A 21740-nucleotide genomic window follows, 5' to 3' on the forward strand; every position below is an offset into this window, starting at 1 on the left:
GGTCATGGCCACATCGCCCGACCACCCGCGCCTGCTGCAGACCGTGCTCGACGCGCCGGATCCGCGCCGCCTCGCCGAGTTCTACCGCGAGCTCCTCGGCTTCCGGTACCGCCCCGGCGACGAGCCCGACGAGACGGGACCGGATCCGGACTGGCTGGTGCTCGTCGACCACGACGGCGCCCGCCGCCTCGCCTTCCAGCTCGCGCCGGACATGCCCGCACCCCGCTGGCCCGAGGGATCGCCGCCGCAGATGATGCACCTCGACCTCACCGTCGGATCCGGCGCGGACCTCGAACGACACCGGACCCGCGCGGTCGCGCTCGGCGCCGAGGTGCTGCAGGACCGGTCAGCGGATCCGCACGAGCCCCTGTACGTGCTGCGGGATCCCGCCGGCCACCCGTTCTGCGTCTTCGTCGCGCCCGAGCCGCCGGACGCAGCGCAGGCCTGAGCGGCGCCGCGCCGCGGATCAGCGCGCGCCGTACGCCGTCGACCGGCTGCGGTCCGCCCACGCGTCGACGTCGGCGCGCAGGTCGTCGAGCGCGCCTGTGACGATCTCGACCGCGTCGCCGCCGAGCAGCAGGTAGAAGGGAGCGCCCTCCTCGACCGCGTCCACGAGCACCTTCGCGCCGAGCGCCGGGTCGTTCGGCTGCGTGCCGTCGGTGGTGTCGTTCTCCTTGCGGCGCGTGCCCGCGGTCTCGGCGTAGTCGTCGATCACGGTGGCCGACTGCGTGAGCGAGCGGCCGGAGAAGTCGGTGCGGAAGGATCCGGGCGCCACCACGGTCGCGACGATCCCGAGCGGCGCGAGCTCGGTGCGCAGCGCCATGGTCATCTGCTCGATGGCGGCCTTCACGGCGCCGTAGTAGCCGGATCCGGCGCCCGTGCGCGCGGCGCCGATGGACGAGAGGTTCACGATGGTGCCGCTGCGGCGCTGGCGCATGCCGGGCAGCACCGCCTTGATCATGCGGACGCTGCCGTGGAACTGGGTGTCGAACAGGCGCGCGACGTCCTCGTCGTCGCCCTCCTCGACGGCCGCGCGGTAGCCGTAGCCCGCGTTGTTGACGAGCACGTCGACGCCGCCGAAGCGCGCGGTCGCCTCGTCGACCGCGAGCGACACCTGCGCCGGGTCGGTCACGTCGAGGTCGAGTGCGAGGGCGTGCTCGGGGAAGCGGTCGGCGAGGTCCTGCACGGCCGCCGCGTCGCGCGCCGTGACGACGACGTCGTTCCCGCGCGCCAGCGCCTCCTCCGCGAAGGCCCGCCCGAGCCCCGTGGAGCATCCCGTGATCAGCCAGGTCGTCATGCGCGTTCCTCTTCCTCGTGGATGCGGGTGTGGCGGCCCCTCCGGCGCGCCCTCATCGAGGCTAGGCGCATCGCGCGGCGGCAGCACCGCGAGCGGCGGGCGGCCGTCGCCGGGCACGGCACCCGGGATCGGGATGCCGCCCGTGCCCACCTCAGGGGCGTGCAGGCGGCAGCCCGGACCGATCAGTGCTGGATGTCGTGGCAGAAGAAGTACTTGCTCGGGTCGTTCTTGAGCACGCAGACGTCCACGCCCTTGGGGTGGAAGACGTACGCAGCCGCGCCCTGCACGACGGGTGCGGCCTGCGCAGCGGTCGCGGCCAGCGGGGTGAGCGCGAGCGCACCGGCGAGGGCGCCGACTGCCAGCGCGGAGCGCGCGGTGATGGAGCGGGTAGGGCGGATGGGCATGGTGATCCTGCTTTCTCGAGGGGGTGGCCGTCCGGGTCACGCGGGTACTCGAGGACGGATCCGCCACCGAGTCGCGGACGCGGAAGGATGCCCGTGGAATCTAGGGCCCCGCCTCGGCCCGCCCTGCTCCCGCTGCACAGGACGACGGGGACGCCCGTGGAGGAGCCGCTCGGCGGCGACCGGTCTACTGTCGGGACGGATGAGCGACGACGCCCGAGACCCGGCCCCCGATCCCGATCCCGATCCGCGGACGTCGTGGACCGCGCGCCGCGGACCGCTCCTGACCGTCGCCCTCATCGTCGGCATCTCGCCCTTCGCGACCGACCTCTACATCCCCGGCCTGCCTGCCATCGCCACCGACCTCGACGCCTCCACGGCCTCGGTGCAGCTGACGCTCACCGCCTTCCTCGTCGCGTTCGCGGTCGGCCAGCTGGTCATCGGGCCGATCAGCGACGGCGCGGGCCGCCGCCGCATCCTGCTCGCCGGGACCGCGCTCTTCACCCTCGCCAGCGTCGTCTGCGCGATCTCGCCCGACGTGACGACGCTGATCCTCGCCCGCGTCGTGCAGGGCCTGGGCGGTGCTGCCGCCGCTGTCTCGGCCCGCGCCATGGTGGGCGACGCCGCCACCGGCGCCCTCCGCAGCCGCCTCTTCGCGACGCTCGCGGTCGTCAACTCGGTCGGCCCGGTCGTCGCTCCGCTCGTCGGCGGGCTCGTGCTGACCTTCTCGTCCTGGCGCGCCGCGTTCCTCGTGCTGGCCGCGCTGGGACTCGCCCTCACGCTCACCGCGGCGCGCCTGCTGCCGGAGACGCTCGTCCGCTCGGATGCGGGCGGCACCTCCCTCCGCGCGGTGCTGGGTCGCATGGCGGAGCTGCTGAGGATCCCCCGCTTCCGCTGGTACCTCATCACCGGGTGCGCCGCGACCATCGGGTTCTTCTCCTACATCGCCACCTCCTCCTTCGTGTTCCAGGAGCAGTACGGATTCGGCGAGGGGCTCTACACGCTGGTGTTCGCCTCCAACGCGTCCTGCATGATCGCGTCGACCCTGGTCTTCCGCCGCCTCATCGGGCGCTTCGACGAGGACCGCCTCTTCACCATCGGCCTCGCCACCTGCGCGCTCGGCTCGACCCTCGTGCTCGTCGGCGCGCTCGCGGGCACGGGACCCGCGCTGGTCTGGCCGGCCCTCGCCCTCGTCACCGCGGGCTGGGGCTGGGTGATCCCGGGCTCGATCACCCTCACGCAGGCGCTCGGCCACCGCCACCCGGGGACGGCCTCGGCGCTCGTGGGCGGCCTGCAGTTCGGCCTCGGGGGCCTGGCGACGCCGTTCGCGGGCGCGCTCGGCGGCACCGCCACCGCCATGGGCGCGCTGATGTGCGGCTTCATCGTGGTGGGTCTCGCCGCGCAGCTGTGGGCGTCCCGGGCGCGGCACGGCGGCTGATCACGGCGGTCGAGGACACGGGTCGCGGGCCTCTCCCCCGACAGGCGGTGCCCTAGCCTCGGGATGGACGCCTCGCGATGCGTCCACCGCAGCGAGAGGGACGCCTGGACATGGACGCTCCCGATCCGACCCTGCTCGAGTCCGTCGTGCGGCACGCGCTGGCCGCCCCCGTCCCCGGCGTCCGCGTCATCGGCGTCGACGGGCCGTCCGGATCCGGGAAGAGCACCCTCGCGCGTCCCCTCGCCGCGCGGCTGGGCGCCCCCGTCATCGAGGTCGACGACTTCGTGTCCTGGGTCGACTTCTCCGGATGGTGGCCCCGCTTCGAGGAGCAGGTGCTCGCGCCCCTCCTCGCCGGCGAGGACGCCGTGTACCAGCGCCGCGACTGGGCCGGCGACGAGTTCGGGGCCGGGCTCGGGGAGTGGCGGACGGTGCCGTGGGCGCCCGTCGTCGTCATCGAGGGCGTCACCTGCACCCGCGCCGCGACCGCCGACCGCCTCGCCTGCCGCATCTGGGTGGAGGCCCCGGCCGACGAACGGCTCCGCCGCGGCCTCGAGCGCGACGGCCACGGCGCGACCCACCGCGGACGCTGGAAGAGGTGGATGGAGGAGGAGGACGCGTTCTTCCCCGCGGACGGCGCGCGGGACCGGGCCCACTTCCTGGTCACCACCGGCTGACGGGATCCGCGCGGGGTCGCCGCCCCGTTCCTGCACCATGCTGGGCACATGACCCGGACGGCGCCCGCGACCCTGCGCGACGTGGCGCAGGCCGCCGGCGTCTCGACCCAGACCGTGTCGCGCGTCCTCACGAGCCCCGACCGCGTCGCGGCGGCGACCCGGTCCCGCGTGCAGGACGCCATCGACGATCTCGGGTACGTGCCCCACGAGGCCGCGCGGCGGCTCCAGTCGGCCCGGCACCCGGGGACCGGGCGCGGCGGGACGATCGGCGTTCTCGCGCATCAGCTGACCGCCACCGGCCCGGCGGGGATCACGACCGCCGCGATGCGCGAGCTCCAGCGGTCGGGGTACTCCCTCGACGTCGCCTACCTGCCCGACGACGACGTCGACGCGATCACGTCCGTCCTGCGCCGGTTCGCGACCTCGACGGTCGGCGTCCTGGCGATGGCGCAGACCGCGGACGCCCGGCGCGCCGTCCTGGCGGTGGACCTGCCCGTCCCGCTCTTCGTCGACGAGGGGCTCGACCGCGGCACCGCCGACCGCCCGGGGAACGAGGAGCGCATCGGCGTGGCGGCGGCCGAGCACCTGCACCGACGCGGACACCGCTCGGTGCTGCACATCCCGGGACCCGGTGGCTCCCTCTCGGCGACGTACCGGGAGGGGGCGTTCCGCGACGCGTGCGCGACCCGGGGCATGGAGGTCCGGTGCACGCCGCCCGGCGACTGGACCGAGCGGTCGGGCGCGACGGCGATCGAGCGGACGGAGCTCCACGGCGCGACCGCGGTCTTCGCCGCGAACGACGCCATGGCGATCGGCGCCCTCGACGCGCTCGCGCGATCCGGGCTCCGCGTCCCCGAGGACATCGCCGTCCTCGGCGCCGACGACATCCCCGCCGCCGCGTTCGTCACCCCGTCCCTGAGCTCGGTCGCGCACGACCTCGACGAGCAGGGACGTCACGCGGCGAGGACGCTCCTCACGGCGCTCGGCGACGACCACGGGGCCGTCGCCGCCGCCGACCCGGCCTTCTGGGTCGCGATCCGGGAGCGCTCGTCGACCGCGAGCGCGGCGGACCCCCGACCGGATCCGCCCGCGGAGGGGCCAGTCCCCGGCGCCCCTACTCCGGGTCGCAGGGCCACCGCGCCCCGAACGCCGCGCGGACCTTCGTGAGCGCCTTGTCGGGACCCCACGTCTCGACGTCGGAGCAGTCCGCCGTGTACCGCGCCGCGATCACCCCGTGGTCGCCCACGTCCTCGTAGGCGTACCGGGTGGCGTCGTCGCCCTCAGCGGCGACCGTACCTCCGCCGCCGGAGATGGCGATGCGGTCGCCGGACGGGAAGAGGATGGTGGATCCGACGGGGCGGCAGGAGAGTCGTGCGGCGTCCGTGAGCTCGTCGGCCGGGATGTCCCTGGTCGTCGCGCAGGCCGGCTCGGTGAGCTCGTCCGCGCCCAGACGCAGGATTCCCTGGTCGCCGCACCCGCTCACAGCCGCGACGGCGAGGAGCGCCGCCACGACGGCGGCAGGTCTCGTGCGGGGCATGGTGATCATCGTCCTCCCTTGCCGCCCCTGCCGCGGTCTGCCATCGTCGCCTCTCGGTCTCGCCTGAGGTCCCGGTGGTCGAGCAGGGGATCCCGGCCGGCGATCCCCCTCGCCGCCCGCCGCCGACCATCCGCCCAGCGCCCGCCCGCATGACCGCCGCCTCCACGCCCACCCGCCTCCCGCCCGGAAGTGGCACGATGGGCCGACGATGTTGCCGGGCCCGACCGTCGCAGCCGCGAGACGGGGTCCTGGCGCCGCCTCAGGAGGATCACCCGTGCACTGCCCGGATCACGGTCAGATGACGTCACCGCTCCGCCGCGCCACCTCGGCGGCCCGCTCGTGAGCGCGCCGGAGCTGCTGCGCGCGCCCGAGCAGCGACGCGCCCGCGCCGGGATCACCGCCTGGCTCCTCGACGGCCTGCCCGGCGCGTCCGGCGCGCACCCCGGTCCGCACGCCGAGACCGTCGAGAAGACGCACTCCTGGTGGCGCGTCATGTGCCTCACGGGCGTCGACTACTTCTCCACGCTCGGCTACCAGCCCGCCATCGCGGCGGTCGCGGCGGGCCTGCTGTCGCCGCTCGCGACGCTCGTCCTCATCCTCCTGACGCTGCTCGGCGCGCTCCCCGTCTACCGGCGCGTGGCGCGCGAGAGCCCCCGCGGCGAGGGATCCATCGCCATGCTCGAGCGCCTGCTCCCGTGGTGGGGCGGCAAGCTCTTCGTGCTCGTGCTGCTCGGGTTCGCGGCGACGGACTTCCTCATCACCATCACGCTGTCGGCCGCGGATGCGACCGCGCACGCCGTCGAGAACCCGTTCGCGCCGTCGTGGTTCCAGGGCAACGAGGTGCTGCTGACCCTCGTGCTGCTGGCCGCGCTCGCGTTCGTGTTCCTGCGCGGGTTCCGCGAGGCGATCTCGATCGCGGTCGTGCTCGTGGGCGTCTTCCTCACGCTCAACGCCGTCGTGATCGTCGTCTCCCTCTTCCACGTCGCCGGCAACCTGCAGGTCATCGACGACTGGTGGCTCGCCCTCACCGCGCAGCACGGCAACCCGCTCGTGATGGTGGGCATCGCGCTCATCGTCTTCCCGAAGCTCGCGCTCGGCCTCTCCGGATTCGAGACGGGCGTCGCGGTGATGCCGCAGGTGCGCGGCGAGGACGACGCCGACGGGGTGCCGCGCACGCGGATCCACGGCACGAAGCGCCTGCTCGCGACGGCGGCGTTCATCATGAGCGCGTTCCTCATCACGTCGAGCTTCGTCACGACGCTGCTGATCCCCCAGGCCGAGTTCCAGGACGGCGGCAAGGCCAGCGGCCGCGCGCTCGCGTACCTCGCGCACCAGTTCCTCGGCGACGGGTTCGGCACGCTCTACGACATCAGCACGATCTGCATCCTGTGGTTCGCGGGCGCCTCCGCGATGGCCGGGCTCCTCAACATCGTGCCGCGCTACCTGCCGCGCTACGGCATGGCGCCGCACTGGGCCGCAGCCGTGCGCCCGCTCGTGCTCGTCTTCACGGCCATCGCCGTGATCGTGACGCTCGTCTTCCAGGCCGACGTGGACGCGCAGGCGGGCGCCTACGCGACCGGCGTGCTCGTGCTCATCACCTCGGCCTCGGTCGCGGTGACGCTGTCGGCGAAGAAGGCGGGGCAGCGCAAGCGCACGGTCGGCTTCGCGGTCATCGCGGCGGTGTTCGCGTACACGACGGTCGTCAACGTGATTGAGCGGCCGGACGGCGTGCGCATCGCGGCCCTGTTCATCCTCGGGATCCTCGCGGTGTCGATCGTCAGCCGGATCCAGCGCTCGTTCCAGCTGCGCGCGACCTCACTCACGATGGACGAGCAGGCCCGCGCCTTCGTCACCGAGGACGCGGAGGACTACGGCGCGGTGAGCATCATCGCCCACGAGCCGGACGAGCCCGACGAGGCGCTGACGGAGGAGGAGCGCATCGCCGAGTACCGCCGCAAGGCGAGCGACGAGCGGCGCGACAGCGGGATCCCGGCGCGCGCGCCCGTGATCTTCCTCGAGGTGACGCCGGGCGACTCGTCGGAGTTCGAGGAGGACCTCGTGGTGCGCGGCATCGTGCGCTGCGGCTTCCGCGTGCTCCAGGTCACGAGCGGCAACGTCCCCAACACGATCGCGGCCGTGCTGCTCGCCGTGCGCGACCTCACGGGCGTGAAGCCGGGCGTGTACTTCGAGTGGACGGAAGGGTCGCCGGTCGGCAACCTCCTCCGCTTCCTCGTCACGGGCACGGGCGAGGTCGCGCCGGTCACGCGCGAGGTGCTGCGGCGGGCGGAGCCGGTGCGGGCCCGGCGGCCGGACGTGCACGTGAGCTGAGGCGACCTGTGCAGTAGCGCCACGCGCGGAGCGGCAGAGGCCTACGTTCAGCGCGACGTCGATCGGCGTCACGAACCGAATGGAATCCCGTGCGCATCCACGCCCGGGGAGCGACGATGCTCCTCGCCTTGGCAGTCACCATCTCCCTCGATGGCCTCATGGCCGACGCGGCATCCGCCGCGGATAGCGCGAGCGACATGTCCACGCACGCTCTCGTGGAACGGGCGCTCGTCGCAGTCGGTCAGGGCGACCGCACCGATCTCGGATGGACCGCTCCGGATGATCCGGCCGCTTCCCCTGGGCTCACCACGGCATCCGGCACGGTGAGCGTCACGCCTGCCGCTTCGGAGGATTCGCTCGTCCAGGCGAGCTCGGGCGAGGTCCAGGCGGTGACGGTCCTCCGCGACGGAGCCAACACCACGGCCTTCTCCCTCGATCTCCCCGACGGCTTCCGGGCGGTGCCCCGGGGAGCGGGCTTCGATATCGTCGCCCTCGCACCGGACGCGGGGAGCATCACCGCCGGACACATCGACGCTCCGTGGGCGGTCGACGCGCACGGCCGTCCGATCCCGACGCACTTCTCGCTCGACGGGCACACGCTCACGCAGACCATCGTTCCTGGCCAGGCAGCGTTCCCCGTGGTCCTGGACCCGCTCGTGACCTTCGGGCTCGGCAACGCCGCTCAGGGCATCGGGTTCTACGTGAACCTCCTCGGCTCCCAGATGCGCGCGATCGCCGCAGCGGCTGCGTTCCTCGGCTCGGCAGGAGTAGCGACCCTGTGCGCCGGGTCATCGAAGATCCCCAGCGCGGTTCGGTGGTTCATCATCGCGGGCTGCGCAGCGTTCGGCGCTCCGCGACTGGGCGACATCATCAGCTTCGTGAGCCGCGCCTACAAATCCGGCAGCTACGGCTTCTCCACCTGCTACCAGACCCGCGTAGAAGGCAATCGGCCATGGGTCCGGACTGATCATGCGAACTGCGAGTGAGCCGGAGATGACCAGGATGAAGCGCTTCAGACCTTCGGACATCCTCTACCTGGCGATCTTGGTCGGGGTCGGCACGCTCAGTATCGTGCTCCCACAGGACCGCGCTCTCGTTCAGGGGATCGCGATCGGGGCGACAGCGGTCCTCCTGGTGGTCGGGTTCCTCGAGCACCGAGCCCGCAGGCGACGCGAGGCCGACCAGGATGCCTCGCGCGACCGCCCCGAGGGCAGCGGAGCGGATACCCCGCCGGTGACGTGACAGGAGGATCGAGTCAGCCGGGTTGCCCCCTCCTCCACTTTCTCATGACGGGCACGGGCGAGGTCGCCCCCGTCACCCGCGAGGTGCTGCGGCTCGCGGAACCGGTCCGGGCACGGCGGCCGGACGTGCACGTGAGCTGAGGCGGCTCCACGGCTGCCGAGGTCGATGCCGCCAGGCCCCCGCATTCGCCACGGGCCCGCATCTCCCCTATCGTTCACCTGAACGATAACGAGGAGGGCCCGTCCCGATGCCATCGATCGTCCCCATCCGCAGCGCGCTCGTCGGCGCGAGCGCGCGCACCCTGCGCATCGCCGACCGGCCTGACCGCCCCGACCGCCCGAGCACCCCCAGCCGACGGGCCGTCCTCGCGGGCACCGCCGGGATCGCCGGGCTCGGCCTGCTCGCCCTCACCGGATGCAGCACGGGCGCGAGCAGCACCACCATCCCCGAGGCCGCCGCCACCGGCACGCCCGTGCCGGGCGGCCGCCTCCGCGTCGCGCGGCCGGCCGCGTCGGCCGCCGAGACCCTCGACTCCGCCAGCTCGCTCTCCGCGTACGAGTACCTCGGCGCCCTCTACAACCGGCTCGTCAAGCTCGACGAGAAGGGCGAGACGATCCCCGACCTCGCCGAGGAGTGGTCGGCGAGCGCCGACGGCGTCACCTGGACCTTCCGCCTCCGCCGCGACGTGCGCTTCCACGACGGCACGCGCTTCACGGCCGACGACGCGATCGCCTCCATCCAGCACGTCATCGATCCCGCGACGGCCTCCCCGCAGGGCGGCGTGCTCGGGGACATGCTCGACCCGGGCAGCATGTCGGCGCCGGATCCGCACACCCTCGTCTTCCAGCTGAAGACCCCCAACGCGGAGTTCCCGTCGCTGCTCACGGCGTACCAGTGCTACATCGTGCCGGCCGACGCGATCGCGACCATCGGCCGCACCGGCATCGGGACGGGGCCGTTCCGCCTCTCGTCCTTCCACCCCGCGGGATCCGGCAGCGTCGAGGCCTTCGAGGACCACTTCGCCGGTCGGCCGGTGCTCGACGGCATCGACTTCTCCTCCATCCAGGACACGACGGCGCGCGTGAACGCGCTGCTCGCCGGGCAGATCGACCTCATCTCGCAGACCAACCTCGACTTCGCCACGGCCCGCGTCGTCTCCGCGTCGAGCCGCGCCACGGTCGCGCGGGTGGTGGACGCGCAGTGGTACACGATCCCGATGCTCGCCACGAGCGCCGAGTTCCAGGATCCGCTCGTGCGCCAGGCCATGAAGCTCGCGTACGACCCCGAGCAGATCGTCGCGACCGCGCTGCAGGGCACGGGCACGGCCGGCTGGGACAACCCGGTGCCGCCGTCGCTCGCCGCGTTCGTCGACGTCGACCGCGCCTACGACCCCGACCAGGCCAAGGCGCTGCTCGCGAAGGCGGGCGTGCCGGGGCTGCGGACGACGATCCACACCTCCAGCTACGAGTCGGTGTTCACGCCCATGGCGGTCGCCTACCGCGACCAGGTGAAGGCCGCGGGCATCGACCTCACGGTCACGAACGCCTCCTCCGACTCGTACTACACGGAGATCTGGATGCAGAAGCCGCTGATGGTGAGCTACTGGTTCACCGGCCGGCCCATCGACCAGCTGCTCAACCAGATCTTCCGCACCGGCTCCTCCTACAACGAGAGCGCGTGGTCGAACCCGACCTTCGACACGCTCCTCGACGACGCCCGCGCCACGATGGACGACGACAAGCGGCGGATGCTCTACCAGGACGCCCAGCGGATCGTCGTCGAGGACAGCGCCGACATGACGCCCATGTTCGGCGACCGGCTCGTGGGCATCTCGCGCGACGTCGTGAACTACCGCGAGTACGGCTTCGAGTTCGACCACCTCGCGATCGGATTCCGCCGATGAACGTCACCACGCAGGTCCTCCGCCGCCTCGGCACCGCGCTCCTCACGATCGTGCTCGCGTCGCTGTTCGTGTTCCTCGCGATCCAGCTGCTACCCGGCGACGTCGCGCAGCAGCTCCTCGGCCAGGACGCCACCCCCGAGGCCGTCGCGACCCTGCGCGAGTCGCTCGGCCTCGACCGGAACGTGTGGCTGCGCTACGGCGACTGGCTGCTCGGCGCCGCGCGCGGCGACTTCGGCACCTCGCTCGTGAGCGGGGATCCGGTCGGGCCGGCGCTGCTCGTCGCGTTCCGCAACAGCATGCTCATCGCGGTGCCGGCGATGCTCGTCGGCGTGACGCTGTCGCTCGTGCTCGGCGTCGCCGCCGGCGTGCGCCGCGGACGCACCAGCGACTCGGTGATCAGCATCGTGAGCCTCGTCGTGATGAGCGTCCCCGAGTTCATGGTCGCCACCGTGCTCGTGCTGCTGTTCGCCATCACCATCCCGGTCTTCCCCGCCGTGGTGCTCCGCGGTAGCGACGCGACGGTCGCCGAGCTGCTGCCCTCGGTGTGGCTGCCGGTGATCGTGCTGACGCTCGCGATGGCCGCCTACATCGTGCGCACCATGCGCTCGGCGACGATCGACGTGATGGCGTCCGAGTTCGTCACCACGGCCGAGCTCAAGGGGCTCACGACCCGGCAGGTGGTGTGGCGGCACGCGGTGCCGAGCGCGCTGCTGCCGACGCTGAACGTCGTGGCGCTCAACGTCGCCTGGCTGCTCGGCGGCGTCGTCGTGGTGGAGAACGTCTTCAACTACCCGGGCATGGGCAAGCTCATGCTCGAGTCGGTGTTCACGCGCGACCTGCCGACGATCCAGGCCATCGCGCTGCTGAGCGCCGCCGTGTACGTGGTCTGCAACCTGGCGGCCGACCTCGTGGCCCTCGCGCTGGATCCGCGGCTCCGCACGAGGCAGAGCGCGCGCCGCACCCGGCCCGCCCGATCCGCCGCCCGACCCACCACCCGACGGAAGGCCCGCGCATGACCGCGACGCCCCTGCCCACCCGCCGAGGCTCCCGCCTGCGCGGGTGGATGACGCCGCTCCGGGCGTCGACCGCGCTCTCCGTGGGGCTCGCGATCATCGCGATCCACGTCGTGCTCGCGGTGCTCGCGCCGTGGATCGCCGGGCACGACCCGGTCGCGACCGACTCGACCGACGTGCTCTCCGGCACCACGTGGGCGCACTGGCTCGGCACCGACCAGTACGGGCGCGACGTGCTCTCCCGCACCCTCAACGGCGGCCGGTACGCGCTCCTCGTCACCTTCCTCGCGACCACCATCGCCGTCGCGGTCGGCACGGTCGTCGGCTGCGTCACCGCGTACGCCGAGGGCTGGCTCGACGAGGTCGTGATGCGGATCGTGGACGCGCTGCTGAGCGTGCCGTCGATCCTCGCGCTGCTCGTGGTCGTGACGGTGTTCGGATCCGGCCTCGGGGTGATCGTGCTCGCGGTGACGGTCGTGTACGCGCCCGCCGTGACGCGCGTGGTGCGCGGCGCGGCGCGGACCGTGATCACGCAGGACTACGTCACGGCCGCGCGCGCCCGGGGCGAGCGGCCGCTCAGCATCGTGTTCCGCGAGATCCTGCCGAACGTGCTCGACGTCGTGCTCGTGGAGTACGCGATGCGGGCCTCCTGGATCGTGCTGCTCATCTCCTCGCTCTCGTTCCTCGGCTTCGGCGCGAACCCGCCGACGCCCGACTGGGGGCTCATGGTGCAGGAGAACCGCACCGCCCTCACGGTCGTGCCGCTCGGCACGCTCGCGCCCATCGTCGCGCTCGCGACCCTCGTGGTCGGCCTCAACCTCAGCGCCGACGGGCTCAGCAAGTCGCTCGGCGTCGACCGCGCGCAGAGGGGGATCGCATGATGCCCGGCAACGTCGAGGACACCCTCACCGGCCAGGTGCGGCTCGGCACCGTCGTCCGCGTCGCCGACCTCGCCATCTCCTACGCGGCCGGGCGCACCGACGTGCCCGTGGTCCGCGGCGTGAGCTTCGAGATCCGCGCCGGTCGCGCGCTCGGGCTCGTCGGGGAGTCGGGCAGCGGCAAGTCCACGGTCGCCCGGACGCTGCTCGCGCACCTGCGGCGGGGATCCCGCATCGTGGGCGGATCCGTCGAGGTCGCCGGCGACGACGTGTTCGCCCTCTCGCCCGCCGCGACGCGGGAGCTGCGCGGCGGCACCGCGGCGGTCGTCGCGCAGAACGCCGGCCAGGCGCTCACCCCCTCGATGCGCGTGGGCCGCCAGCTCCGCGAGGCGCTCGAGAGCCACGGGCTGCCGAGCGACGACGAGCGGGTCGCGGAGCTGATCCGGCTCGTGCGCCTCCCGGATCCCGCGACCATCGTCCGGCGCTACCCGCACCAGCTCTCCGGCGGGCAGCAGCAGCGCATCGCGATCGCCATGGCCGTCGCCGCGCGCCCCCGGGTGCTCGTGCTCGACGAGCCGACGACCGCGCTCGACGTCGTGACGCAGGCCGCGGTGCTGACCCTGATCCGCGACCTCGCCCGCGAGCTCGGCATGGCCGTGCTGCTCGTCAGCCACGACCTCGGCGTCGTCTCGACGATGGTCGACGAGATCGCGGTGATGCGCGACGGCGTCATCGTGGAGCACCGGCCGACCGCGGAGCTGTTCGCGTCGCCGGAGCACGCGTACACGCGCGAGCTGCTGGCGGCGATCCCGGGCGGCGCCGGCCCGGCGGCCCCGCCCGCCGCCGCCCCCGAGACCCCGATGGTCGTCGCCGACGGCCTCGTCGTCCGCTACGGTCGCGGGCTGCCGCCTGCGGTGTCCGACGTCTCGTTCACCATCGCGCCGCGCGAGACCCTCGCGGTCGTCGGCGAGTCCGGCAGCGGCAAGACCACGCTCGCGACCGCCCTCGCCGGTCTCGTGCCCACCGAGTCGGGCACGTTCCGGTTCGAGGGCGACGGCGTCTCGGGCGACCTGACCTCCGCGGTCGCCGGGCGCTCGCCCGCGCTGCGGCGCGCGGTGCAGCTGGTGTTCCAGAACGCGGACACCTCGCTCAACCCGCGGCGGACCGTCGGCGCGGCGATCGCCCGGCCGCTGAAGCTCTTCACGGGTCGGGCGTCGGCCGAGCGCGTGGGCGAGATCCTCACCGAGGTGGGGCTGTCGCCGGACTTCGCGGCACGGCTCCCGAGCCAGCTCTCGGGCGGCCAGCGGCAGCGCGTCGGGATCGCCCGGGCGCTGGCCGCGGATCCGCAGCTCGTCATCGCGGACGAGATCACGACCGCGCTCGACGTGCGCGTGCAGGCCGAGATCCTCGACCTGCTCGCCGGCCTGCAGCGCGACAAGGGCCTCAGCTGCCTCTTCATCAGCCACGACCTCGCCGTCGTCCGCGGGGTCGCGGACCGCGTGGCCGTGATGACCGGCGGCCGGATCGTGGAGATCGGCCCGACCGAGCGCGTGTTCCGCGGGCCGAACCACCCGTACACGCGGCAGCTGCTCGCCGCGACGCTCGAGCCCGGCGCCACCGAGCTGCCGGCCGTGGAGGACGTGACGGCCACCTGGCGCGACGCCCCGGGTGGCGGGTGGCGGGAGCTCGGCGACGGGCACCGGATCCGGGACTGGGAGGACGCACGATGACCGACGCCGCAGGAGAGACGACCGCGAACGCGACCGAGGCCGGGGCTGGCGACGGGGACGGCGTGACGCATCGCGACGTCTGGATCCCCATGCCCGACGGCACCCCGCTCCACGCCCGCGTCTGGGCGCCCGCGGGCGACGAGCCCGTCCCCGCGCTCCTCGAGTACCTGCCCTACCGGCTGGACGACTGGACCGCGCCGCGCGACAGCGAGCGGCACCCCTGGTACGCGGCCCACGGCTACGCGTCCATCCGGGTCGACATCCGCGGCACGGGATCCTCCGACGGCCTGTTCGTCGACGAGTACTCCGCGCAGGAGCTCGACGACGGCGTCGCGGTCATCGAGTGGATCGCCGCGCAGGACTGGTGCACGGGCGCCGTCGGCGTCTTCGGGATCTCGTGGGGCGGCTTCAACGGCCTGCAGCTCGCGGCCCGCGCGCCCGAGGCCCTCAAGGCCGTGGTGACGGTGTGCTCCACCGACGACCGGTTCGACAACGACGTGCACTACATGGGCGGCGCGGTGCTCGGCATCGACATGGCGGCGTGGGGCGCGACGATGTTCGCGTTCAACTCGCGGCCGCCGCGGCCCGAGGTCGTGGGCGACTGCTGGGTCGGCCGCTGGCGCGAGCGCCTCGAGGCGAACCGGCCGATGACCCCGACCTGGCTCGCGCACCAGGAGCGCGACGACTACTGGCGGCACGGCAGCGTGTGCGAGGACTACTCGTCGATCGGCGCGGCCGTGCTCGCGGTCGGCGGCTGGGCGGATCCGTACCGGGACGCCGTCCTGCGCCTCGTGGAGAACCTCCCCGGTCCCGTGAAGGGCATCGTCGGCCCGTGGTCGCACCAGTACCCGGACCGCGGCCTCGCGCCGGGCCCGTCGATCGGCTTCCTGCAGGAGACGCTGCGCTGGTGGGACCGCTGGCTGAAGGGCGTCGACACCGGCGTGGAGGCGGATCCCGCCCTCCGCGCGTTCCTCAGCGACTCCGAGCCGCCCGCCACGAGCTACCCCGAGCGCACCGGGCGGTGGGTCGCCGCGGAGTCGTGGCCGCCGCCCGCGTCCGACGCCGCCCAGCCCGTGCTGTCGCTGACCGCGTTCCACGGGCCGGCCGCCGTGGGAGACGCCGTCGTGGTCCGCTCCCCGCAGCGCACGGGCCTCGACGCGGGGCGCTTCTTCCCCTTCGGCAACGCGACCGACCTGCCGCCGGACCAGCGCGCCGAGGACGGCCTCTCCGTGTGCTTCGACCTGCTCCTCGACGAGCCGCTCGACGTGCTCGGCAACGTGCTCGTCGACCTCGCGGTCACGAGCGACCTTCCCGACGCGAACCTCGTGTTGCGGCTCTGCGACGTGGCGCCCGACGGCGCGTCCACCCTCGTGACGCGCGGCGCGCTCAACCTGAACACGCGGATCGACCGCGCCCGCAACGACCCGATGGTGCCCGGCTCCGAGGAGGTCGTGCGCGTGCCGCTCGTCTCCACCGGGCACGCGTTCCCCGCGGGGCACCGGCTGCGGATCGCGGTGTCGTCGGCGTACTGGCCGTGGATCTGGCCGCACGCCCACGAGGCGACCCTCGTCGTCGCGCCCTCCCGCAGCGCCGTGACCCTGCCGGTCTGGACGCGCGCGGAGGACGACGGCGTGCGCTTCGCGGAGCCCGAGCAGTCGACGCCGATCGCCATCCAGCGCATCCCGGGCGACTCCGACCTGCCCGAGCGCAGCGTCTCGCACGACGTCGCGACCGGCGAGTGGACGCTCGACGTCGACCCCGGCTACGGCGGATCCCGGATCTACCCCGACGGCCTGGTCTTCACCGAGTCGAGCCGCGAGACGTACCGGATCACCGAGGGCGACCCGACGTCGGCCGTCGCCGAATCGCGCTGGGCCATCGGCATGGAGCAGCCGGGCTGGCGCGCGCGCCTGGAGACGACCTCGCGCGTGACGGCCGACGCGGACGCGTTCCGCATCGTCAACACGCTCCAGGCCTGGGCGCGCGACGGCGGCCCGGATGCGCCGGAGGTGCTCGTCGCCGACCGCGCGTTCGACGACGTCGTGCCGCGGACGTCCGCGTGAGCGCGGGCACGGGCACGAGCACGGGCGCCGCGACCGCGACCGCCGCCCGCCGCGGCGGCAAGCGCGAGAAGCCCGAGGTGCGGCGCGCGATGATCGTCGAGTCGGCGCGCGCGGTGATCCTCCGCCAGGGCCTCACCGCCACCGGCCTCCGCGACATCGCGGCCGAGGGCGGCGTCTCAGTCGGGACCGTGACGTACCACTTCGCGAGCGTGGCGGAGATCCTCGACGAGGTCGTCGTGCTCGAGACCGACCGGTTCTACGCCGGGGCCGTCGAGGAGGTCGACGCGGATCCGGATCCGGTGCACGGCATCCGCCTGCTCGTCGAGCCGCTCTTCGACGGCACCGACGCCTCCGAGGCGCACTGGCGGCTCTGGTCGGACTACTGGACGGCCGTCGCCCGCAAGCCCGCCCTCACGCCCGAGCGCCTCGAGCGCCTCCGCGTGTGGGAGGCGTGCCTCGTCCGCACGATCCGCCGCGGCGTCGATGCCGGCGCGTTCCGTGCGGTGGACGCGCCCGAGGTCGGGCTCAAGCTCGCGGCCTACAGCGACGGGATCGCGACGCAGCTGTCCCAGAAGGTCCCCGGCCTCGACCACGCGCGTGCGCTGGAGTGGATCTGGACCTTCCTCGACGCCGAGCTCGCCGCCGGGACGCCGCTCTTCCGCTGAGCGCCCTGATCGCCTCATCCACCTGCCGGTCGGATCGCGATGCCGGCGATCGCGGCGTCCGCGATCCGGTCGCGGATGACGGGGTCCACCCCCGCCTCCGCGAGCGCCTCGAGACCCCGATGCGTGGTCAGGATCAGCCCGCCGAGCGCCTCGGCGTCCGCGGATGGGTCGACGAGACCCGCGCGCTGCGCCTGCTCGACGAGCTGGCGGCAGCTGTCGAGCAGTCCGTCGAACGCGGCGAGGGAGCGGGCCGCGATGGCGTCGTTCGCCCAGGCGAGTTCAGCGGTCCCCTTCGCCAGGAGGCAGTCGCGCCTCGGGGTGTCGTCCCCCGGCGAGCGCAGCCACGCGTGCAGCCGGACGAGCGCCTGATCCTCCGGCCCCTCGACGAGCGCGGCGACACCACCGGTCGCCTCGGCGCAGTACTCGTCGAACACCCTCTCGAAGAGGGCCTCCTTGTCGCCGAACGCCCCGTACAGGCTGCCCTTGCTGAGGCCGGTCACCCGGGACAGCTCGTCCACCGACGTGCCGTGGTACCCGGTCTCCGTGAACCGCTGGCGCGCCGCCGCCAGCACGTCCTGCTCGTCGAACTTCCGAGGTCGCGCCATGGGCTGATCCTACGCGGTTCTGGACCCTGGGTTCAGAACTTCTGAACTTTCAGTCCAGAACCGGTACGGTGGCTGGCATGACCACTTGCATCACCCCTTCCGAGACCACCGAGTTCGCCGGCAAGCGCGCCATCGTCACCGGTGGCACGCGCGGCATCGGCGCGGCGATCGTGCAGCGGCTGCTCGACGGCGGAGCCTCCGTCGTCGCCACCGCACGCAGCGCCACAGCCGAGACACCCGAGGCGGCCACGTTCATCGCCGGCGACATCAGCACGGTCGACGGCGTGAAGACCCTCGCCGCGGCCGCGCTCGCAGCGCTCGGCGGCGTCGACATCGTCGTCAACAACGCGGGCGCCGCGCGCTTCCACGTCGGCGGCATCGGGACGATCCCCGACGAGGAATGGGTCGACGCGCTCGACCTCAACTACCTCTCCGCCGTACGGGTCACCGACGCCCTGCTGCCGGCGCTCCACGAGGCAGGGGCCGGCAGCGCGATCATCAACATCTCGTCCGCCGCAGCGCTCAACGCGGCCCCGCAGCTCGCTCATTACGGCGCCGCCAAGGCGGCCCTCAACGCGTACGGGAGGACACTGGCCTCCCAGCTCGCGCCCGCGGGGATCCGCGTCGCCACCGTCACCCCCGGCAACGTCCTCACCCCCGGCGCGGATGCGATCCGCCAGGACCTCGCCGATGCCATGGGGATCCCCCTCGAGGCCACCACTTCGGACACCCCGCTCGGGCGCCCGGGCGACCCGCGGGACATCGCGGAGGCGGTCGCCTACCTCGCGTCGGACCGCGCGCAGTGGATCACCGGGTCGAACCTGGTCGTCGACGGCGGCGAGCTCTCCCGCCGCTAGGTCGCGACCGTCCAGCAGGGCGGCCGCGCCGCGGGGCATGATGATCGAGGCGACGCGGCCCGACGGCCCGCGGGACGCCGACCGCCCGCCCACCGCCGAACGCCCGGAGGACCCATGCTCATCGAACCCGTCGACGCCGCCCGCGCCCACGTCAGCGACCACGTCGATCCGGACGACTTCGACGCCTTCTGGGCCGACACCCTCGCCGAGGCCGCGCGGCACGACCTCGACGTGCGGCTCGCGCAGGTGGAGACCGACCTCGCGCTCGTCGACGTGCAGGACGTGACCTTCGCCGGATCCGGCGGCACCGACGTGCGCGCCTGGCTCCGCACCCCCGCGGGCGCGACCGGTCCGCTGCCCACCGTCGTCTCGTACGTCGGCTACGGCGGCGGTCGCGGACGCGCCGAGGAGACGCTGATCTACGCGGCCGCCGGCTTCGCGCACCTGCAGATGGACACGCGCGGCCAGGGCTCGTACTGGAGCGCGGGCGACACCGCCGACCACGGCGAGGCCGGACCCGCGATCCCCGGCTTCATGACCCGCGGGATCGCGTCGCGTGAGACGTACTACTACCGCCGCCTCTTCACCGACGCGGTGCGCGCGGTCGACGTGGCCAGGTCGCTCGACGTCGTGGATCCGGCGCGCATCGCCGTGCAGGGCGGCAGCCAGGGCGGCGGCATGGCCCTCGCGGTCGCCGGCCTCCGCGACGACGTCGCCGCGGTCTCCGCGTACGTGCCGTTCCTCTGCGACATCGAGCGGGCCACCCACATCACCGACGCGTACCCGTACCACGAGGTCGTCGACTACCTGAAGACGCACCGGGGCCGCGGCGCGGACGTGCACGCCGTGCTGCGGTACTTCGACGGCGTCGCGTTCTCCCGCCGCGCGACCGCGCCCGCCCGCTTCTCGGTCGGGCTGATGGACGCGACCTGCCCGCCCTCGACCGTGTACGGGGCCTTCAACGCGTACGCGGGCGAGAAGGAGATCGTCGAGTGGGAGTACAACGGCCACGACGGCGGCGGCATCGACGACGAGCTCGGCACGCTCGCGTTCCTGCGGCGCACGATGGGCTGAGACCGGCCCGGCGACGACCGCCGACGACGCCCGCGGATCCGCACGGGGATGGGGGCGCGAACCGCCCCGCTGTCGGCCGTTCCGCGTACCCTGGGAGCACCTCGCCGGTGGAGCGAGCGGACCGGGAGGACATCATGCCCCGGCCCCGCATCCGCCCCGCGAAGCCCTCCAAGCCGGGCGCCCCGCCGCCGTCCGTGGCCGCCCGCGTCGCCGCGGATCCGGCGCAGAAGGAGGTCCTCGTCGAGGAGGCGCTGCTGCTCGTGGGCGTCGCGCTGCGGATCCAGATGGTGAACCTCATCATCCTGCGCACCCTGCGGGAGCGCCGCCCGTACGACGAGGAGTCGCTCATCGAGGCGCTCCGCGGCGAGCTGGCCGAGCTCATCGGCGAGAAGCGCGGCGAGGCCGAGCGGCTGCGCATGGCGCGCGACCGCGCGGCGCTGCGCGACGGCAAGGGACGCCGGCCCGACGACTACCGCGAGGGCGACGTGCCGGGGCTCCGGCTGCGCGCCGAGATCGCCGAGGAGATGGTGGAGCGGCTGGGTGCGCTCTCGCGCGACCCGGAGGCGCTCCGCGAGGTGCTGGTCATCGCGCGCGACGCGGCGCTCGAGCAGATCGTGCGCGCGCGGCTCGCCCCGCAGCTGCTGCCGGGCGCGTTCCCCGCGGAGGGGCGCGACGACCGGGTCGGCGAGCTGCGCGACGAGCTGGCGCGGCTGGCGGCGGATCGGGAGCGGGCGGCCGAGCGGGCCGAGGCGCGGGATCCGGTCCGCACCCGCGTGCGCACCGGCGGCCGTGGGCGACCGCAGAAGGTCTGACGCCGGACGGCTCCCCGCCTCAGGGCGCGAGCGCGAAGCGGGGCTCGACGCGCTCGCCGGTCGCCGCATCCGCCGCGAGGCTGCCGATGAGCGGCGCGAACTTGGCGCCGTGGCCGGAGCAGGGCGAGACGATCGTGATCCCGTCGACCCGGTCGATCACGAAGTCCTCGCTGGGCGTGCTCGTGAACAGGCACGTCGCCTCCGCGTATGGCACGGGTTCGACGCCCGGCAGGTTGCGGCGCACCCAGTCGACGACGCGGGCGCGGTTGGCCGGATCCACGACGCCGTCCTGGTGCGCGGCCGACGGGATCACGCGCCCGCCGTCGAACTCGGCCACCTTGTGGCCGCGGCCGTCCACGTCGCGGCCGCCGGGGAGCGCGTAGACCTGCATGCGCTCGTCCATGTGGATGGAGGTCGGCACGGCCCGGGCGGGCGGCCCGTCCATGTAGGGGAAGTGGAACACCTGCTCCTGCCGCACGCGCAGCGGCGGGATCCGGTCGAGGGCCGCGCGCGGCAGCGGCAGGGCGCCGCCGAGCAGCTCGGGCAGCCACGCGCCGGCGCCCACCACGACGCTGTCGCCCGCGACGCGGCGGCCGTCGTCGGAGACGACCGCGAAGCCCGCGCCGACCCGCTCGACGGACACGGCTTCCCAGCCCTCGTGCACGACGGCGCCGTGCGCGACCGCGAGGTCGAGCATCGTGCGCACCGCGGCCTCGGCGTCGACGACGCCCGCGGCCGGGTGGAACAGCACGTCGGAGTCGAACGCCATCTCCGGCCAGCGGCCCTCCGCCTCGCGCGCGCCCATCAGCTCGTGCTCGACGCCGACGCGCTCGAGCACGCGCGCGAGCTCGGCGGGGCGGCGCACCAGGCCGGAGTCGACGGATCCGGTCGGGGTCACGAGCCGCGCGCCCGTGGTGCGCTCGAGGCGGTCCCAGAGCACGCGGGCGTCGCGCACGAGGCGCACGTAGAAGGGGTCGTCGTAGGCGTAGCGGAGGATGCGCGCGGACCCGTGCGAGCTGCCGAGCATGCCCGCCGGCCGGTCGCGCTCCAGCACCGTGACCTCGTGCCCGCGGCTCGCGAGCTGCCAGGCGGTGGCCGCCCCCGCGAGCCCCGCGCCGATGACGACATGGTGCGATGCGCGCCCGCGCCCGGTGGATCCCGCCATGCATCCAGGCTACGGGCGCGCGCCGCGGACGACCGGGCCCGGCGGGAGGCCGTAAGCG

21 protein-coding genes are annotated in these 21740 nt (G+C 73.8%); 16 read left to right on the forward strand and 5 right to left on the reverse strand.

Translation table 11 applies throughout. From position 1 onward, the window contains the following. The first annotated feature begins 4 nt into the window (after positions 1-4). Positions 5-448 (forward strand): VOC family protein, encoded by a 444-nt coding sequence (locus tag ITJ44_RS11235; RefSeq protein WP_194635532.1) that lies wholly within the window; start codon positions 5-7, stop codon positions 446-448. 18 nt (positions 449-466) lie between these two features. Here ITJ44_RS11235 and ITJ44_RS11240 read toward each other — a convergent pair whose 3' ends face one another. Continuing rightward, on the reverse strand, positions 467-1297 hold the full coding sequence (locus ITJ44_RS11240; protein ID WP_194635534.1) for an oxidoreductase: 831 nt from the start codon (positions 1295-1297) through the stop codon (positions 467-469). A gap of 182 nt (positions 1298-1479) precedes the next feature. Next, complete coding sequence (locus ITJ44_RS11245) at positions 1480-1701, reverse strand: hypothetical protein (RefSeq protein WP_194635536.1); 222 nt, start codon at positions 1699-1701, stop codon at positions 1480-1482. A 199-nt stretch (positions 1702-1900) separates the two neighbouring features. Here ITJ44_RS11245 and ITJ44_RS11250 point away from each other — a divergent pair, with 199 nt between their 5' ends. The 3 genes from ITJ44_RS11250 to ITJ44_RS11260 all read left to right on the forward strand — a co-directional run bounded on the left by ITJ44_RS11250 (position 1901) and on the right by ITJ44_RS11260 (position 4977). Then, a complete protein-coding gene (locus tag ITJ44_RS11250) occupies positions 1901-3136 on the forward strand; it encodes a multidrug effflux MFS transporter (protein ID WP_194635537.1) in 1236 nt (411 codons plus the stop codon). A gap of 110 nt (positions 3137-3246) precedes the next feature. Continuing rightward, positions 3247-3810: a uridine kinase gene (locus ITJ44_RS11255; RefSeq protein ID WP_194635539.1), complete on the forward strand. Its 564-nt coding sequence runs from the start codon at positions 3247-3249 to the stop codon at positions 3808-3810. A 48-nt stretch (positions 3811-3858) separates the two neighbouring features. Then, positions 3859-4977: a LacI family DNA-binding transcriptional regulator gene (locus tag ITJ44_RS11260; RefSeq protein WP_194635541.1), complete on the forward strand. Its 1119-nt coding sequence runs from the start codon at positions 3859-3861 to the stop codon at positions 4975-4977. On the opposite strand, the gene ITJ44_RS11265 is transcribed toward ITJ44_RS11260, so the two are convergent. After that, positions 4925-5347, reverse strand: coding sequence for a hypothetical protein (locus ITJ44_RS11265; protein ID WP_194635543.1), 423 nt, complete (start codon positions 5345-5347; stop codon positions 4925-4927). The two genes, ITJ44_RS11260 and ITJ44_RS11265, sit on opposite strands and share 53 nt — an antisense overlap. A 339-nt stretch (positions 5348-5686) precedes the next feature. Between ITJ44_RS11265 and ITJ44_RS11270 the strand changes: the two genes are divergently transcribed. From ITJ44_RS11270 to ITJ44_RS11310, 9 genes are all read left to right on the forward strand, one after another. Continuing rightward, on the forward strand, positions 5687-7675 hold the full coding sequence (locus ITJ44_RS11270) for an amino acid transporter (RefSeq protein ID WP_194635545.1): 1989 nt from the start codon (positions 5687-5689) through the stop codon (positions 7673-7675). Between the two features lie 128 nt (positions 7676-7803). Then, on the forward strand, positions 7804-8661 hold the full coding sequence (locus ITJ44_RS11275; RefSeq protein ID WP_228494983.1) for a hypothetical protein: 858 nt from the start codon (positions 7804-7806) through the stop codon (positions 8659-8661). 7 nt (positions 8662-8668) lie between these two features. Then, on the forward strand, positions 8669-8917 hold the full coding sequence (locus ITJ44_RS11280; RefSeq protein WP_194635547.1) for a hypothetical protein: 249 nt from the start codon (positions 8669-8671) through the stop codon (positions 8915-8917). A gap of 247 nt (positions 8918-9164) precedes the next feature. After that, a complete protein-coding gene (locus tag ITJ44_RS11285; protein ID WP_194635549.1) occupies positions 9165-10820 on the forward strand; it encodes an ABC transporter substrate-binding protein in 1656 nt (551 codons plus the stop codon). Then, positions 10817-11836, forward strand: coding sequence for an ABC transporter permease (locus ITJ44_RS11290; RefSeq protein WP_194635551.1), 1020 nt, complete (start codon positions 10817-10819; stop codon positions 11834-11836). Before ITJ44_RS11285 ends, ITJ44_RS11290 begins: the two co-directional genes overlap by 4 nt. Next, positions 11833-12714: an ABC transporter permease gene (locus ITJ44_RS11295; RefSeq protein WP_194635553.1), complete on the forward strand. Its 882-nt coding sequence runs from the start codon at positions 11833-11835 to the stop codon at positions 12712-12714. Before ITJ44_RS11290 ends, ITJ44_RS11295 begins: the two co-directional genes overlap by 4 nt. Beyond that, positions 12711-14441 (forward strand): ABC transporter ATP-binding protein, encoded by a 1731-nt coding sequence (locus ITJ44_RS11300; protein ID WP_194635555.1) that lies wholly within the window; start codon positions 12711-12713, stop codon positions 14439-14441. Before ITJ44_RS11295 ends, ITJ44_RS11300 begins: the two co-directional genes overlap by 4 nt. Further along, positions 14438-16504, forward strand: coding sequence for a CocE/NonD family hydrolase (locus ITJ44_RS11305; protein ID WP_194635557.1), 2067 nt, complete (start codon positions 14438-14440; stop codon positions 16502-16504). Before ITJ44_RS11300 ends, ITJ44_RS11305 begins: the two co-directional genes overlap by 4 nt. Further along, the gene (locus ITJ44_RS11310; protein ID WP_194635559.1) at positions 16501-17169 is read left to right on the forward strand and encodes a TetR/AcrR family transcriptional regulator; all 669 of its coding nucleotides are present in this window, start codon (positions 16501-16503) and stop codon (positions 17167-17169) included. The genes ITJ44_RS11305 and ITJ44_RS11310 overlap by 4 nt, the downstream gene beginning before the upstream one ends. Positions 17170-17183: 14 nt before the next feature. Here ITJ44_RS11310 and ITJ44_RS11315 read toward each other — a convergent pair whose 3' ends face one another. Further along, the gene (locus tag ITJ44_RS11315) at positions 17184-17774 is read right to left on the reverse strand and encodes a TetR/AcrR family transcriptional regulator (RefSeq protein ID WP_194635561.1); all 591 of its coding nucleotides are present in this window, start codon (positions 17772-17774) and stop codon (positions 17184-17186) included. A gap of 77 nt (positions 17775-17851) precedes the next feature. Between ITJ44_RS11315 and ITJ44_RS11320 the strand changes: the two genes are divergently transcribed. From ITJ44_RS11320 to ITJ44_RS11330, 3 genes are all read left to right on the forward strand, one after another. Beyond that, complete coding sequence (locus ITJ44_RS11320) at positions 17852-18631, forward strand: oxidoreductase (protein ID WP_194635563.1); 780 nt, start codon at positions 17852-17854, stop codon at positions 18629-18631. A gap of 114 nt (positions 18632-18745) precedes the next feature. Next, positions 18746-19705 carry an acetylxylan esterase gene (locus ITJ44_RS11325; RefSeq protein WP_194635565.1) on the forward strand — a complete coding sequence of 320 codons (960 nt, stop codon included), beginning with the start codon at positions 18746-18748 and terminating at the stop codon, positions 19703-19705. 134 nt (positions 19706-19839) lie between these two features. After that, positions 19840-20517, forward strand: coding sequence for a hypothetical protein (locus tag ITJ44_RS11330; RefSeq protein WP_228494984.1), 678 nt, complete (start codon positions 19840-19842; stop codon positions 20515-20517). Between the two features lie 19 nt (positions 20518-20536). On the opposite strand, the gene ITJ44_RS11335 is transcribed toward ITJ44_RS11330, so the two are convergent. Beyond that, a complete protein-coding gene (locus ITJ44_RS11335) occupies positions 20537-21682 on the reverse strand; it encodes an FAD-dependent oxidoreductase (RefSeq protein WP_194635569.1) in 1146 nt (381 codons plus the stop codon). Between the last annotated feature and the right edge of the window lie 58 nt (positions 21683-21740).

Origin of the sequence: Clavibacter sp. VKM Ac-2873, assembly GCF_015351075.1 — a bacterium.
Taxonomy (GTDB): domain Bacteria; phylum Actinomycetota; class Actinomycetes; order Actinomycetales; family Microbacteriaceae; genus Clavibacter.

Excerpts from the sequence above, each read along its gene's own strand:
- ITJ44_RS11325 (WP_194635565.1), top strand. The coding sequence starts at position 18,746 with ATGCTCATCGAACCCGTCGACGCCGCCCGCGCCCACGTCAGCGACCAC.
- ITJ44_RS11265 (WP_194635543.1), bottom strand. The coding sequence starts at position 5,347 with ATGCCCCGCACGAGACCTGCCGCCGTCGTGGCGGCGCTCCTCGCCGTC.
- ITJ44_RS11235 (WP_194635532.1), top strand. The coding sequence starts at position 5 with ATGGCCACATCGCCCGACCACCCGCGCCTGCTGCAGACCGTGCTCGAC.
- ITJ44_RS11335 (WP_194635569.1), bottom strand. The coding sequence starts at position 21,682 with ATGGCGGGATCCACCGGGCGCGGGCGCGCATCGCACCATGTCGTCATC.
- ITJ44_RS11300 (WP_194635555.1), top strand. The coding sequence starts at position 12,711 with ATGATGCCCGGCAACGTCGAGGACACCCTCACCGGCCAGGTGCGGCTC.
- ITJ44_RS11255 (WP_194635539.1), top strand. The coding sequence starts at position 3,247 with ATGGACGCTCCCGATCCGACCCTGCTCGAGTCCGTCGTGCGGCACGCG.
- ITJ44_RS11305 (WP_194635557.1), top strand. The coding sequence starts at position 14,438 with ATGACCGACGCCGCAGGAGAGACGACCGCGAACGCGACCGAGGCCGGG.
- ITJ44_RS11285 (WP_194635549.1), top strand. The coding sequence starts at position 9,165 with ATGCCATCGATCGTCCCCATCCGCAGCGCGCTCGTCGGCGCGAGCGCG.
- ITJ44_RS11245 (WP_194635536.1), bottom strand. The coding sequence starts at position 1,701 with ATGCCCATCCGCCCTACCCGCTCCATCACCGCGCGCTCCGCGCTGGCA.
- ITJ44_RS11240 (WP_194635534.1), bottom strand. The coding sequence starts at position 1,297 with ATGACGACCTGGCTGATCACGGGATGCTCCACGGGGCTCGGGCGGGCC.
- ITJ44_RS11320 (WP_194635563.1), top strand. The coding sequence starts at position 17,852 with ATGACCACTTGCATCACCCCTTCCGAGACCACCGAGTTCGCCGGCAAG.
- ITJ44_RS11330 (WP_228494984.1), top strand. The coding sequence starts at position 19,840 with ATGCCCCGGCCCCGCATCCGCCCCGCGAAGCCCTCCAAGCCGGGCGCC.
- ITJ44_RS11315 (WP_194635561.1), bottom strand. The coding sequence starts at position 17,774 with ATGGCGCGACCTCGGAAGTTCGACGAGCAGGACGTGCTGGCGGCGGCG.
- ITJ44_RS11280 (WP_194635547.1), top strand. The coding sequence starts at position 8,669 with ATGACCAGGATGAAGCGCTTCAGACCTTCGGACATCCTCTACCTGGCG.
- ITJ44_RS11295 (WP_194635553.1), top strand. The coding sequence starts at position 11,833 with ATGACCGCGACGCCCCTGCCCACCCGCCGAGGCTCCCGCCTGCGCGGG.
- ITJ44_RS11260 (WP_194635541.1), top strand. The coding sequence starts at position 3,859 with ATGACCCGGACGGCGCCCGCGACCCTGCGCGACGTGGCGCAGGCCGCC.
- ITJ44_RS11290 (WP_194635551.1), top strand. The coding sequence starts at position 10,817 with ATGAACGTCACCACGCAGGTCCTCCGCCGCCTCGGCACCGCGCTCCTC.
- ITJ44_RS11250 (WP_194635537.1), top strand. The coding sequence starts at position 1,901 with ATGAGCGACGACGCCCGAGACCCGGCCCCCGATCCCGATCCCGATCCG.